Here is a 13,047-nt window from a genome sequence, read left to right on the forward strand (position 1 = left end):
AGGATCCGACCTCTCCGTCCACACCCCCGATGACCTCAACCGCATCGCAGCCAAACTTAACCGCCGGCCCCGGCCAACCCTCAACCTAGACACCCCAGCCAACCGACTCACCCAGCTGCTACAAGCGGCATAAACCCACGCGTTGCACGCACCCATTGAATTTGCCGCCCTCCAGGGGACGATATCTGTACAAAAACTCCGGAGCGGTTCAGGAACTTAGACCGGACAGCCGTCCGGGCCGCAGGCTTCTCCCGCCCCTTCGCCGGCCGTTCCGCCGTCGGGCTTGGGGGAGCCCACCATCACCAGCGGGTGCGCTTCCTGCCATGCCTGCTCCAGGGCCATGCTGAAGGTGGCCGCCGGCTGGGCTCCGGACAGCCCGTATTTGCGGTCGATCACGAAGAACGGGACGCCGCTGATGCCAAGGGCGCGGGCCTCGGCGAAGTCGCGGCGGACGTCGTCGGCGTACTTGTCGGTGCTGAACAGCTCATCGATTTCGCCGGCGTCGAGCCCCAGGTCCGCACCGAGCGACGTGAGGTAGTCGCGGCTGCCGATGTCCTTGCCGTGCTCGAAGTGGTCGCTGAGCAGGCGCTCCTTCGCGGCATCCTGCTTGCCGTGCGCTGCGGCCAGGTGGATCAGCCGGTGGGCCGTGAAGCTGTTGGCAACGACGACGGCGTCAAACCGGTAGTTCAGCCCCTCGCCCTTGGCCTGGGCTGCTACATGGTCGAACATCTGCGTGACCTGGTCCGGGGCCAGGCCCTTGCGCGTGCTGAGGTAATCGAGTTCGGTCCCCTCATAGTGCTCCGGCAGGCCCGGGTCCAGCTGGTAGCTGCGCCACTGCACCTCCACTTGGTCGCGGTGCGGGAACTCGGCAAGGGCGGCCTCGAACCTGCGCTTGCCGATGTAGCACCACGGGCACGCGACGTCTGACCAGATCTCAATCTTCATGCCTGCGACAACTCCTCTTCCATGCCCGGCATTCCTGCCCCGGACAGTTGCCTTGGTCACTCCGGCTCAACGGTGCTGTCCCGAGCCGGGCTTCATACAGCCCTTGTCCGGCGGGAGGGGCCCGCCATATTCTTTGGACTAACTCCCGGCCGGCGCGCCACACATTCCTGGGAGGCAAGAGTGCGCATTGGACTGATATCGGCACCCTGGATCCCGGTTCCGCCGCCCGGTTACGGCGGCACAGAACGGGTGGTGGACAGCCTTGCCCGCGGATTCGCGGAGGCCGGACACGACGTCCTGCTGGCCGCCCCGTCCGACAGCACCTGCCCCGTTCCCCTCGCCCCGCGGATGCGCCCCTCCGAACCGGCGGACATGGGATTCGCGTTGTCTGAGCTCAGCCACATCATCCGCGCCTACGATGGCATGGAAGGCGCGGACATCATCCACGACCACACCATGAGCGGACCCCTGTACGCACACCGGCCGGCCGGGGTCCCGGTGGTCACCACGATCCACATCCGCCTGGCCCAGCAGGCCGTGGACCTGTACAGCGCAATCGGAAAGACCACCGACATCATCGCCATCTCCCGCGACCAGGTCAGCCGTTCGCCGGAGGTGCCGGTAACGAAGGTCATCCACCACGGCATGGATGTGGCGTCCGTGCCCGTCGGCCAGGGGAACGGCGGTTACCTGTGTTTCGTCGGCCGGCTGTCCCCGGACAAGGGCATCCTCGAGTCAATACACATTGCGCGCGCGGCGGGAATCCCGCTGCGCGCCAGCGCCCGGATCCAGGGACCGGACGAGCAGGGCTATTTCGACGACGTCATCCGGCCGGTCCTGGGGCCGGACGTCGAGTTCATGGGCCAGCTGTCCGACGCCGAAAAATACGAGTTGGTGGGCGGTGCCGTCGCTTTCCTGAATCCGATCCAGTGGCCCGAACCGTTCGGCCTGGTGATGATCGAGGCGCTGGCCACCGGCACGCCAGTGGTGGGAACACCCGCCGGTGCTGCCCCGGAAATCGTGGAGCACGGCGTCACGGGTTACCTGGGCGGCGTCGACCAGCTGGCGTCGTTCGCCGCCGAAGCCGCGGGCCTCAGCCGGGAGGCCTGCCGGGCATCGGCGGAGCAGCGCTTCAGCTCGGCCCGCATGGTGGCCGACCACCTGGCGCTGTATGAACAGATCCTCGGCCGCCTGCGTCCGTAGCGGCGGGCTCAGGCGGAGAGTTTTTGTACAGATAATGGCCCGAAGAGTCCCCTCAAGTCGCGCCAGCTGTACAAAAACTCCAGCGCTGGTGGTTAGCCGCTGGCCGTCCGGAGGTACTCCCTGATGCCGTCCACCGCAAGCTGATGGTCGTCGTCGGAGGCCAGGCCGGATACCGTGACGGCCGCGACGACGCCTGTCCTGCGGACCCGGATCGGGAACGAGCCACCGGCCAGCGTGTAGTCCTCCGGCGCGAGCCATCCGCCCTGCGTAGGGTCAAACTCCTTGGCTGCGAACTCCGCGGAGAGCAGGGCGGTGCTGCGTTCGAAGCGCAGGGTGCTGGCCGCCTTGCGGCGGATCCACTCCTCCTGGTCGGCGGTCGCCCCGGGCAGGACGCAGCGGAAGAGGACCAGGTTGTGCCGCCGGATGTCGATGGCAACGGCGTGTCCGGCCTCGACCGCATGGTTGGCGATGAGCGAGCCGAGCCGCCAGGCATCGTGGTGGTCGAATCCGGGGAAGACGAGTTCTTCCTCGTGCAGCTGCAGTTCGGTGATCCGGGACGGGACAGCCTCAGTCATTCGTGACCGCATCCGGTGCGGCGTCGGCGACGTACTTGAGTCCGATCTGGCGGCGGATCTCATCCATCGCGGCCATGACGGCCACGCTCTCCCCAGGAGGAAGGACGGTGCCAGCCGTGAGGCCGGCCCGGATGAGGCGTTCCATCTCGGCGGCCTGGTACTGCATGCCCCTGCCGGACACCGGCTGGTCGAAGCGCTCCACCACGTTTCCCTGGTTGTCGAACCGGGTGAAGGGCGTGGGGTTGTACCAGGTGGGTTCGACGTCGATCCACCCGTCCGTCCCGATGATGGCGGCGCGGTTGTTGGACGCGGTGTCCAGGGCGCAGTCCACGATCGCCTGCTGTCCGTCCGGGTACTCGAAGATCGCCGCAGTCTGTCGGTCCACGCCTGTTGCCGTCATCGCGGCGCTCGCCCCGATGTTGTCCGGCTTGCCGAGGACGTCGAATGCAAAGGAGACGGGATAGACGCCGAGATCCAGCAGGGCGCCGCCGCCCAGGGCAGGATCGTTGAGCCGGTGCGCGGGGTCCTTGGGAAGGTTCTGGTTGTGGCTGGCCGTGACCTTCCGGACCTGGCCCAGTGAGCCCTCGGCGATGATCTCGCGGAGACGGGCCATGTGGGGGAGGAAGCGGCTCCACATGGCCTCCAGCACCACCAACCCCTTCTGCTTGGCCAGCGTGACGATGTCCTGTGCTTCCCGGGCATTGATGGTGAAGGGCTTCTCGACCAGCACGTGTTTGCCGGCGTTCAAAGCCAGCAGTGCGTGGGCGTGGTGGAAGGTGTGGGGCGTGGCAACGTAGACAACGTCCACGTCGGGGTCTGCGGCCAGTGCTTCGTAGCTCCCGTGGGCAGTGGGGATGCCGAACTCTTCGGCGAACGACTTGCTGGCTTCCAGCGTGCGGGAGCCCACGGCATGGACGGTAAAGCCGTGGTCGGCCAGGTCCTGTGTCTGCAGGCCGGCGATGAACCCGGTGCCGAGGATTCCCCAGCGGATATGCCCGTCGGAGGTGCCGGTGTGTTGTGTGGTCACGTAGTTAGTCCTTTGAGGTGTCGGCGAGCGGGTAGGCGACGTAGGCGAAGCGGTCGGAGCCGGGCGACCAGCTGTTGACGTTCAGCGTTCCCTGCCCGCCGAAGAGCGGCCAGGTGTGCAGCGGGGTGTCCCAGTCGTCGGTGGAGACAAGCACGACGTCGACCGGCAGGTCCGCGGGGTGCCCTTCCGTGCCACTGGGGAAACGGATGTAGCTGGCCAGCCGGCCGTCGGGGGAGAGGTGGGGGAACCAGTCGACGGAGTCGCTCTTGAGGAGCTGCTCCGGTGCGCCGCCGCGGGAAATGTTCAGCCGGGCAAGCTGGGCGTGTCCGGGCTTGCTAGTGAAAGCCTCGGTGTTGAAGTACAGCCAGTCGCCGTCGGGGAAGTACTCGGGCCCGTCGCAGTGGCCGTCGACGCTGATGTGTGTGGAGGCGCCGCCGCCGGCAGGGATGGTCATCAGCCTGCCCGGCTGGCTGAAATCCCCGGCTTGGATGCCAACGTAGGCCAGCTCCCGGCCGTCCGGACTGACGCCGTGGAGGAAATGGAAGTCGCCGTCGTCCTTGGTGATGCGTACGGCCGCGCCGCCGCCAAGGGCTGCACGGTAGATGTGGCCGTCGTTGGCCGAGAGGAAGATGTGCCGGCCGTCGGGGTCCAGGACGTGGTCGTTGTTGAGGTCGGGTATTCCCGTGAGCGGGACAGGGCTGATGGTCCGGCCGGCAACCTCGAACGTCCACAGCATGCCGTCGCCGTTGAGGATTAACGACCCGCCGTCGAGCGTCCAGTTGGGCGCCTCAAGGAGTACCTCGTCAGTGCTGAACACCAGTTTGCGCTCGCCGGTGACGGAGGCGATCCAGACCTCGCAGCGCTGGCCGGGTTGGAGTGTGCGGATCATTGGGCGTTCCTCCCGGCTTCGGGGGCCAGTTCCCTGATCCGGATGTTCCGCCACCGGCATTGTGCGCCCTTGCCCCAGCGGGCCTCGCCGAACATGGCGTCGTTGTCGTGCACCTCGAGGGCGATGTGCCCCCGGCTGCCGAGCACTCCGAGGATTGCCTCCGGATCGTAGTTGGGGGATTCCAGCGCGGCGGTGTCCAGCTCTGCGACCTTGAGGCCGTTGACCCAGGTGGTGATCACGGGCATCGGTCCGACGCAGCGGATCCGCAGCTCGTTCCAGTCGTCCCAGCGCCAGACGTTCAGGAAGTCGTCGACGGCGGCGGCGTGCGTCAGGCGGGAGCGCTTTGCTTCCGTGACCGGTTCCACGGAGGTGGCCGGATCATCGGCGACAAGCCCGGCTGGCCGCCCGTCGTCGTCGTACTTTGCGTCGATCGCGAACGGAACAGCGGAGAAGCTCGCCAGGCCGTTGCCGAAGAAGCCGCCGATGCCGCCGGACGGGCGGTGGTCCACCAGCACCTGGAACCCCTCCCAGCTGTCCCGCTGGCGCCGGATCATGACGCCGGTGTCTGCAGGCCAGTCCGGGCGCATTTCGAGCACGAGTTCAAAGTCGCCGAACGCCTCGTCGCTGACAAGGTAGCCGCCGTAGCCGCTGCCGGGGGCGTCCTGCTCGCCGACCAGCACGCCGTCTTCGACGAACCAGCGCGCCGGATGCTTCTCCGGGTCCACCGGGCGGGCGAGGCCCCGTTGGTCGAAGTGCTCCAGCACTGACGGGCCGCCCGGATAGACGGTGCCGTAGATTCGGGGCGCCGCATGCCAGCCGGCCAGGCTCACGCCGTCGAAAAGCGGGACGAACCCGTCCGGTGTTTCGTGCATAGGGGTAATTCCTTTGGCGGTCCTGGTTCTTTGGCTGTGTCCGTGGAGTTTTTGTACAGATATCGGCCGCAAAAGGCACTTTAGCGGCCGATATCTGTACAAAAACTCCAATGGGAAGGGGTCAGTCCTTGGTGCTGAAGGCGGCGTCGAAGCTGGTTTGGGATGCGGGGAAGTCGTATTTTTTGAGCGCGTTGAGGGCTTCGGGGGCGCCGTGGAGCCGGTCCATGCCGGCGTCTTCCCATTCGATGCTGATCGGGCCGGTGTAGCCGATCGCGGTGAGGGCGCGGAAGGAGGATTCCCACGGGACGTCGCCGCGGCCGGCGGAGACGAAGTCCCAGCCGCGGCGGGGGTCGCCCCAGGGCAGGTGGGAGCCCAGGACGGTGTTCCGGCCGGTGGGGCGGAGCTTGGTGTCTTTGCAGTCGACGTGGTAGATCCGGTCCTTGAAGTCCCAGATGAAGGAGACGGGGTCGATGCCCTGCCACATGAAGTGGGAGGGGTCCCAGTTCAGGCCGAAGGCTTCGCGGTGGCCGATGGCTTCGAGGGTGCGGACGGTGGTCCAGTAGTCGTAGGCGATCTCGGAGGGGTGGACTTCGTGGGCGAAGCGGACGCCGTTTTCGTCGAAGACGTCCAGGATGGGGTTCCAGCGGTCGGCGAAGTCCTGGTACCCGGCGTCGATGACCTTTTCGGGGACGGGCGGGAACATGGCGACGTACTGCCAGATGGAGGAGCCGGTGAAGCCGACGACGGTGTCCACGCCGAGGGCTTTGGCGAGGCGGGCGGTGTGTTTCATTTCCTCGGCGGCGCGGGTGCGGACGCCTTCGGGGTCGCCGTCGCCCCAGACCTTGGACCCGACGATGGCTTCGTGGCGGAAGTCGATCGGGTCGTCGCAGACGGCCTGGCCCTTGAGGTGGTTGGAGATGGCCCAGACCTTGAGGTTGTACTTTTCGAGGATGGCGAGTTTGGAGTCGACGTAGCCGGGTTCGTCCCAGCGCCAGGCGTCCAGGTGGTCGCCGGAGACGGCGATTTCCAGGCCGTCGTAGCCCCAGCCGGACGCGAGCTTGGCGACTTCCTCGAAGGGGAGGTCGGCCCACTGGCCGGTGAACAGGGTGTACGGGCGGGGCATGGTCAGGCTCCTTCGGTAACGGGGACGGTGAGTTGAATGATGGAGGACTTGGCGTTCGCTGACTCCTCGACGGCGGCCAGCACGCGCTGGACGGCGAGGCCCTCCTCGAACGACGGCGACGGCGAACCGCCGCTGCCGATCGCGGCCAGGAAGTCGCGGATTTCGTGCGTGAAGGTGTGCTCCCAGCCGATGATGTGGCCCTGCGGCCACCACGCGTCCAGGTAGGGGTGCTCGGGTTCGTTGACCAGGATCCGGCGGAAACCCTGCTCCCGCACCGGGACGGTGGCGTCCAGGAAGCCGAGCTCGTTCAGGTTCTCCAGATCAAAGAGGATGGTGCCCTTGTCGCCGTAGATCTCGAGCTTCAGGGAGTTTTTCTGGCCTGTGGCCACCCGGGAGACTTCAACGGAGGCGATGGCCCCGGAGGCGAGGGACAGCGTGGCCCAGGCGGCGTCGTCGACCGTCACATCCTCCGGCCCGTTCTTGCCGGGCCGGACCGGCGTGAAGGTGTGCAGCCGGCCCGAGACCTCGGTGACGGCGTCGCCGAGGAGGAACAGCACCTGGTCGATCGCGTGGGAGGCGATGTCACCGAGCGCGCCGGATCCGGCGGTTTCCTTGTTCAGCCGCCAGGTCATGGGGGATTCCGGGTCGGCGAGCCAGTCCTGCAGGTACGCCGCGCGGACGTGCCGGACGGTTCCGAGCCGGCCCTCCGCGATCAGTTCCCGGGCGAGGGCCAGGGCCGGCACGCGGCGGTAGTTGAACCCGATCATGGACTGCACGCCCCTGGCACGGGCCGCCTGCGCCGCGGCGGTCATGGCCTCGGCCTCGGTGAGGGTGTTGGCCAGCGGCTTCTCCACGAGTACGTGCTTGCCCGCCTCGAGTGCGGCGATGGCGATCTCGGCATGCATCCACCCCGGGGCACAGATATCAACGATGTCGATGTCGTCCCGTTCCAGGACGGAACGCCAGTCCGTGGCGGACTCGGCCCAGCCGTACTTTGCCGCCGCGGCGGCGACCTGGCCGGCGTGCCGGCCCACGAGCACCTTCTGCTCGAAGGCCGGAACGTCGAAGTAGCTGGCAACGTTCCGCCACGCGTTCGAGTGGGCCTTGCCCATGAACGCGTAGCCGATCATTGCCACGCCCAGGGGGCGCTGGGCTCCCGGCGGTGTGCCCGGGGATTCGGAGGAAGTCATGGGTCGTTCCTAGAGGGTGGGGGCGGTGGGGTTCCAGTCCTCGGGGAGGGCTGCGGACGCGGGGGCGGAGCTTGCGACGTCGACGAAGGTTCCGGACTCCATGGACTCGGAGATCGAGACCATGGTGTCCAGGACGTGGTAGGCGAGGTTGCCAGTGGCGCGGTGCGGAACGCCGGCGCGGATGGAGCGGGCCATGTCCAGGACTCCCATGCCGCGGCCGTTGGCCGGTCCGGTGGCCGGGATGACGGTCCAGTCCTCGTCGCCGGCGCGCCAGAGCCTGATGTCGCCGTCGAAATAGTTGGGGTCCGGAAGCGAGAGGGTGGCCTCGGTGCCGGTGATCTCCACGAATCCCATCCGCAGGCGCGGCGACTCGAACGAGAAGACGCTGTGCGAGGACTGGCCGCCCTCGAACTGGGCCATGGCGGAGACGTGGGTGGGGACGTCCACGGTGAATTCCTCGCCGGCCTTCGGGCCGGAGCCGATGACACGGACTTCCTTGGCCTTGGAGCCGACGGCGGCCACCTTGCGGACCGAGCCGAACGTCTGGACCAGGGCGGTGAGGTAGTACGGGCCCATGTCGAACAGGGGGCCGGCGCCGTACTGGAACAGGAACGCCGGGTTCGGGTGCCAGGACTCCGGTCCGGGGGTCTGGAACGTGGTCATGGCGGTGAGCGGGGTGCCGATGTCGCCGCGTTCGATGAGCCGGCGGGCGGTCTGGAGCCCGGCGCCGAGGAACGTGTCAGGCGCGGTTCCGAGCCGGATGCCCGCGGCGTCGGCCGTCTTCAGCAGCCCCAGGCCCGATTCGCGGTCCAGCGAGAACGGCTTCTCGGTCCAGACGTGCTTGCCGGCGTTGACGGCGGCGGTGGCCACCTCCACGTGGGCGGCCGGGATGGTCAGGTTGACGATGATTTCGACGTCGGGATGGTTCAGCGCGGCGTCCACGCCACCCCACTCGGGGATGCCGTATTCCTTGGCGCGCGCCTCGGCGGCCTCTTCGAAGAGGTCGGCGATGACGTGGACCTTCAGGTCCGGAAAGACGGTCAGGTTGTCCAGGTACTGCTTGCTGATGTTGCCGGCGCCGATGACACCGACGCCGACCGGACCGCGGCGGGAAGAGGCGGCGGCGCTCATGCCTGTGCCCCTTCGGTGGCGTTGGCCGAGGAGTTCAGGAAGCTGAGCGACTGCGTGATGCCGTCGAAGATGTCCCCGGAGTAGTCGTCGAATTCCACGACGCCGACCTCCAGCGACTTCGCGGCGTTGATGACGTCCCACACCGGGATCTTGCCCTGGCCGGCAGGCTGCTGCGCCTTGGTGTCGGTGTTCAGCGGGCCGTCCTTGATGTGGATGAACTTCACCCGGTCGCCCAGTTTGGTGAGGATGTCCACCGGGTCCTGGCCGCCGACGGCAACCCAGTAGGTGTCCACCTCCAGCACCAGTTCGGGGTCGAGCAGCCCTTCGAAGTACTCCAGCGCGGTCTTGCCTTCGATGGTGGACTGCAGCTCCCACGCGTGGTTGTGGTAACCGACGCGGATGCCGTATTCGGCGCCCTTCCTGGCCGCGGCGTTGAGCTTGGCCGCGGTGGCCTGGATGGTCTCCGCATCCTGCCAGTGCTCCGCCGGGAGGTAGGGGTCGATGACGGTGGTGATGCCGAGTTCCTTCGCGGCGGCGAAGATCTGGTCCTGGTCCTGGCTGAGCAGCGGCGCGTGGCCGGACGGGGCGGTGAGGCCGTTCTCCCTCAGCGCGGCACCAAGCTCCTTGGCCGTTGCCACGAAGTTGTAGGGCTCCACCTGCGTGAAACCGATCCCCGCCACCTTCCGGATGGTGCCGGGCAGGTCCTCCTGGATGGCGTTGCGGAGGGTGTACAGCTGGAGAGAGTAAGACATGTCGTTCCTTTGCGGGAGTTGGTTTGTTCTCGAAAAAATGGGTGATCAGCGGCCGGCGAGGGATCCGCCGATGCCGCCGACGCTGAAGTATTTGTTCAGGGCCGCGAAGACGATGACAGGCGGGAGCATCATGACCACGGCGAGGGCCATGACCGACGTCCAGTCGGTGGCGTTCTGCTGGAAGAAGGACTGCACGCCCATGGGGAGGGTGAAGATCTCGTTGGAGCGGAGGAAGACGATGGCGACGAGGTAATCGTTCCAGGCCAGGAGGAAGGCGAAGATCGCGGTGGAGAGCACGCCGGGGAGGCTGTTGCGGAGGACGACCTTGGTGAAGGAGCCGAAGACGGAGCAGCCGTCGATCCAGGAGGCTTCCTCGAGGCTGATCGGGATGGAGTCGAAGTAGGCGGCCATCATCCAGGTGGCCACGGTCATGGTGGAACCGACGTAAATGATGGTCAGGCCCAGCAGGTTGTCCACCAGTCCCATGCCGGCGAACAGGATGAAGAGCGGCACCACGGAGGTGATGATGGGCAGGGACTGCATCACGAACAGCAGCAGGGAGTAGCCGGAGACGGCCTTGGAGCGGCCGCGGGAGAGGACGTAGCCGGCCGGTGCTGCGACGGCGACGGAGACCACCACGGTGGACAGCGTGGTGATGAGGCTGTTCTGCAGCCAGGTGGCGGCCAGGGTTTTGGAGAAGACGTTGCCGAGGTTCTCGAACGTCAGGCCTGTGGCGGTGCTGTTGGGGCCGGGGGTGAAGGCGAGGAGCACTGTGACCATGATGGGCACCAGGACGACGGCGGTGATGGCCAGGATGGCGGTGAAGCGCCACCAGCGTCCGCGCATGCCGGCTTCGGAAAGGGTGCGGCGTTTGCCGGCGCCGACACCGAGGGCGGGGCCGGTTTCGGGATGGGCGTGGAGGACTGCGCTCATTATTCGACGCTCGACTTTCGGATCTGGCGGTACAGGATGACCGAGATGACCACGAGGGTCATGGTCATGAGGAAGGCGATGGCAACGCCGGGGCCGGTGGCGAAGTCCTGGAACACTGTGCGGTAGGCCAGGACCACGAGGGAGGTGGTGGCGCTGACCGGACCGCCGCCGGTGAGCAGGTAGATGGTGGGGAAGTCGTTGACGCAGAAGATGGTCATCAGGATCCAGCTGATGTAGGTGGAGCGGGCGATCAGCGGCAGGGTGATCTGGCTGAACTGCTGCCAGCGGGTGGCGCCGTCCATGCTGGCCGCCTCGTAGACGGTGCTGTCCACAGAGGCCAGGGCTGCCGAGGTCATCATCATCATGAAGGGGAAACTGACCCAGACCTTGAAGACCATGACCGTGATGGAGGCCAGGGTGGGGTCCGCCAGGAACAGAGGGGTGCCCAGGCCAAGGTTGCGGAACAGGGAGGGGATGAGGCTGTCCGGGGTGGCGACGAGCCAGTTCCAGGCGGTGGAGGAGACCACGATCGGCACCACCCAGGGCAGGAGCAGCAGGACCTTGAAGGTGCCGCCGGCGGGGATCTTGGTGCGCAGCAGCAGGGCCAGGCCGAGGCCGAGGAGCCACGAGCCGAAGACGCCGACGATGGTGAACCAGAGGGTGAACTGCGCGGCCTTCCAGAAGGCCGGCGAGCTCAGGACGGTGGCGAAGTTCTCGCCGCCGACGAAGTTGCCGGTCTGCAGCAGGTTACCGTCGTGCGTGGCCTGAACGGCCGCATAGACCAGCGGGTAGCCGTGAATCAAAACAAGCAGGACCACGGAGGGGAGCAGGAGCCAGAAGAACGTCCTGGTTGCCTGGGCGGAGAGCTTGCTTTTGCGGTTGGCGCCGCTGCTGCGGGACCCGCCCCCGGACCCGGCAGGGGCGAGGCCCCGGCGGGCCCGGGCGAGGCCGGACTGGGTTGTGGTGGTGGACATGGCTGGTTCCGCCCTACTTCTTCAGGACGGATTCGAGGCCGGATTGGAACGTCTGCAGCGCGGTCTTGGCGTCCGACTTGCCGGTGATGATGGTCTGGCTGAACTGGTTCAGCGCCTGCCCGCCGTCAAGGGCGGCAAGGTTGGCGTTCAACGTGTTCCCCTGCGAGGCGAAGGTCTTGGCGATGGGCTGCCAGTCCTTCACGATCTTGACGTTGTTGGGGTCGTTGGCAAACTCGGGGAGTTCGGTGATGGACTTGAACACGGGCAGTGCGGACATGAGCTTCTTCTGCCACAGCTGCTTGAGCTGGCCCAGGTAGTAAACCAGGAATTCCTCGGACGCGTCCTGGGACGGGGTGTTGGTGTACATCATGATGTTGTTGGGGAAAACGATGGTGGCTTTGTCCCCGTGCGGCCCGGTCAGGGGGTCGGCGACGAGAAGGTCGCCGGAGGTGTCGCCCACGCGCTGCGGGACGTTCACCTGGAAGAGGCCGAAGCCGGCTTTGCCGTCCTTCCACTGGGCGGACATGTTGTCGGTGGTGTAGCTGACAGCCGCGGGATCGACGATGCCGTTGGAGACGAGTTCCAGGACGAACTCCATGGCCTCGACGTTCCGGTCGTTGAGAAGGTCCAGCTCGCCGTCCTTGTTGAACACGCCGCCGCCGTTGTTGACCATCATCATGATCATGGAGTGGTTGGCGTAGTTGTTGCCGGCGCCGGCGCCGGTGGTGAACCCGAAGGCGCCGACCTTCTTCAGTGCCTTGCCGGCTTCAAGGAGCGACGGCCAGTCTGTGGGGAGGGCAACGTTCGCCTTCTCGAACAGGGACTTCCGGTACCAGAAGACGCGCATGTCCAGCTGCCACGGGACGGCCACATAGCCCTTGTCCGACTTGAACGGATCGAGCACGCCCGGCAGGAAGTCGTTGAACTGTCCGTTGGACTTCAGCTTCTCGATTACCTTGTCCGCGTAGGCGATCTGGCCCTGCTGCTCGAACTGGAAGGCCTGGAAGCCGCCGCCGGTGGACACGGCCGGGCCGGTCTTGGACGCGATGGCTGACGAGAACGTCTGGTAGAAGTTGTTCCACTGGATGATCTGGTAGCTGGCCTTGGCGCCGTTGGCTCCGGAGAAGCCCTCAGCAATGCCCTTGGCGGCGTCGTTGTATGCGGGGGTGGCCCAGGGCATATCCCAGAACTTGACGGTCCCGCCGGCGCCTCCGCCGCCTCCCTTGGTGGCCGAACCGCCGCCGCAGGCAGCCAGGAGCGGGGCGGAGGCAGCAGCGGCAGCGAAGCCGAGGAATCCCCGGCGGGAAAAGGCGGAGGATGCGATGGAGGATTTGGAAGACACGGTGTTTCCTTTCAGGCCCGGGCTGTTGAGCGCCGGGGCCCTTCTCGACGGTGAGTGGATAGCGAAGGTCTAACTGGAGTTGCTGGGAAAA

The 13,047-nt window shown here is 66.6% G+C and carries 13 protein-coding genes; 1 reads left to right on the forward strand and 12 read right to left on the reverse strand.

Features of this window, described 5'->3' with window-relative positions:
• Positions 1-216: 216 nt before the first annotated feature.
• Positions 217-945, reverse strand: coding sequence for a DsbA family oxidoreductase (locus ACFRAH_RS11665; RefSeq protein ID WP_377991042.1), 729 nt, complete (start codon positions 943-945; stop codon positions 217-219).
• A 180-nt stretch (positions 946-1,125) separates the two neighbouring features.
• Between ACFRAH_RS11665 and ACFRAH_RS11670 the strand changes: the two genes are divergently transcribed.
• Positions 1,126-2,148: a glycosyltransferase family 4 protein gene (locus tag ACFRAH_RS11670; protein WP_377991043.1), complete on the forward strand. Its 1,023-nt coding sequence runs from the start codon at positions 1,126-1,128 to the stop codon at positions 2,146-2,148.
• Positions 2,149-2,240: 92 nt separating this feature from the next.
• On the opposite strand, the gene ACFRAH_RS11675 is transcribed toward ACFRAH_RS11670, so the two are convergent.
• The 11 genes from ACFRAH_RS11675 to ACFRAH_RS11725 all read right to left on the reverse strand — a co-directional run bounded on the left by ACFRAH_RS11675 (position 2,241) and on the right by ACFRAH_RS11725 (position 12,956).
• Complete coding sequence (locus ACFRAH_RS11675; protein WP_377991044.1) at positions 2,241-2,723, reverse strand: heme-degrading domain-containing protein; 483 nt, start codon at positions 2,721-2,723, stop codon at positions 2,241-2,243.
• The gene (locus ACFRAH_RS11680; protein ID WP_377991045.1) at positions 2,716-3,750 is read right to left on the reverse strand and encodes a Gfo/Idh/MocA family protein; all 1,035 of its coding nucleotides are present in this window, start codon (positions 3,748-3,750) and stop codon (positions 2,716-2,718) included. The genes ACFRAH_RS11675 and ACFRAH_RS11680 overlap by 8 nt, the downstream gene beginning before the upstream one ends.
• 4 nt (positions 3,751-3,754) lie before the next feature.
• Positions 3,755-4,639 carry a TolB family protein gene (locus tag ACFRAH_RS11685; protein ID WP_377991046.1) on the reverse strand — a complete coding sequence of 295 codons (885 nt, stop codon included), beginning with the start codon at positions 4,637-4,639 and terminating at the stop codon, positions 3,755-3,757.
• Positions 4,636-5,511: a DUF1080 domain-containing protein gene (locus ACFRAH_RS11690; protein WP_377991047.1), complete on the reverse strand. Its 876-nt coding sequence runs from the start codon at positions 5,509-5,511 to the stop codon at positions 4,636-4,638. Before ACFRAH_RS11690 ends, ACFRAH_RS11685 begins: the two co-directional genes overlap by 4 nt.
• Positions 5,512-5,632: 121 nt before the next feature.
• A complete protein-coding gene (locus ACFRAH_RS11695) occupies positions 5,633-6,634 on the reverse strand; it encodes a sugar phosphate isomerase/epimerase family protein (RefSeq protein ID WP_377991048.1) in 1,002 nt (333 codons plus the stop codon).
• A 2-nt stretch (positions 6,635-6,636) separates the two neighbouring features.
• Positions 6,637-7,824 carry a Gfo/Idh/MocA family protein gene (locus ACFRAH_RS11700; RefSeq protein WP_377991049.1) on the reverse strand — a complete coding sequence of 396 codons (1,188 nt, stop codon included), beginning with the start codon at positions 7,822-7,824 and terminating at the stop codon, positions 6,637-6,639.
• Positions 7,825-7,833: 9 nt separating this feature from the next.
• Positions 7,834-8,955, reverse strand: a complete 1,122-nt coding sequence (locus tag ACFRAH_RS11705; protein WP_377991050.1) for a Gfo/Idh/MocA family protein — start codon at positions 8,953-8,955, stop codon at positions 7,834-7,836.
• Complete coding sequence (locus ACFRAH_RS11710) at positions 8,952-9,707, reverse strand: sugar phosphate isomerase/epimerase family protein (protein ID WP_377991051.1); 756 nt, start codon at positions 9,705-9,707, stop codon at positions 8,952-8,954. Before ACFRAH_RS11710 ends, ACFRAH_RS11705 begins: the two co-directional genes overlap by 4 nt.
• A 45-nt stretch (positions 9,708-9,752) precedes the next feature.
• Positions 9,753-10,640: a carbohydrate ABC transporter permease gene (locus ACFRAH_RS11715; protein ID WP_377991052.1), complete on the reverse strand. Its 888-nt coding sequence runs from the start codon at positions 10,638-10,640 to the stop codon at positions 9,753-9,755.
• A complete protein-coding gene (locus ACFRAH_RS11720) occupies positions 10,640-11,614 on the reverse strand; it encodes a carbohydrate ABC transporter permease (RefSeq protein ID WP_377991053.1) in 975 nt (324 codons plus the stop codon). The genes ACFRAH_RS11715 and ACFRAH_RS11720 overlap by 1 nt, the downstream gene beginning before the upstream one ends.
• A gap of 13 nt (positions 11,615-11,627) precedes the next feature.
• Complete coding sequence (locus ACFRAH_RS11725; protein WP_377991054.1) at positions 11,628-12,956, reverse strand: ABC transporter substrate-binding protein; 1,329 nt, start codon at positions 12,954-12,956, stop codon at positions 11,628-11,630.
• Positions 12,957-13,047 lie beyond the last annotated feature (91 nt).

It is taken from the genome of Arthrobacter sp. NPDC056727 (assembly GCF_042790555.1).
In the GTDB taxonomy this organism is placed as follows: Bacteria; Actinomycetota; Actinomycetes; order Actinomycetales; family Micrococcaceae; genus Arthrobacter.

Excerpts from the sequence above, each read along its gene's own strand:
- ACFRAH_RS11665 (WP_377991042.1), bottom strand. The coding sequence starts at position 945 with ATGAAGATTGAGATCTGGTCAGACGTCGCGTGCCCGTGGTGCTACATC.
- ACFRAH_RS11675 (WP_377991044.1), bottom strand. The coding sequence starts at position 2,723 with ATGACTGAGGCTGTCCCGTCCCGGATCACCGAACTGCAGCTGCACGAG.
- ACFRAH_RS11685 (WP_377991046.1), bottom strand. The coding sequence starts at position 4,639 with ATGATCCGCACACTCCAACCCGGCCAGCGCTGCGAGGTCTGGATCGCC.
- ACFRAH_RS11690 (WP_377991047.1), bottom strand. The coding sequence starts at position 5,511 with ATGCACGAAACACCGGACGGGTTCGTCCCGCTTTTCGACGGCGTGAGC.
- ACFRAH_RS11695 (WP_377991048.1), bottom strand. The coding sequence starts at position 6,634 with ATGCCCCGCCCGTACACCCTGTTCACCGGCCAGTGGGCCGACCTCCCC.
- ACFRAH_RS11700 (WP_377991049.1), bottom strand. The coding sequence starts at position 7,824 with ATGACTTCCTCCGAATCCCCGGGCACACCGCCGGGAGCCCAGCGCCCC.
- ACFRAH_RS11705 (WP_377991050.1), bottom strand. The coding sequence starts at position 8,955 with ATGAGCGCCGCCGCCTCTTCCCGCCGCGGTCCGGTCGGCGTCGGTGTC.
- ACFRAH_RS11710 (WP_377991051.1), bottom strand. The coding sequence starts at position 9,707 with ATGTCTTACTCTCTCCAGCTGTACACCCTCCGCAACGCCATCCAGGAG.
- ACFRAH_RS11715 (WP_377991052.1), bottom strand. The coding sequence starts at position 10,640 with ATGAGCGCAGTCCTCCACGCCCATCCCGAAACCGGCCCCGCCCTCGGT.
- ACFRAH_RS11720 (WP_377991053.1), bottom strand. The coding sequence starts at position 11,614 with ATGTCCACCACCACAACCCAGTCCGGCCTCGCCCGGGCCCGCCGGGGC.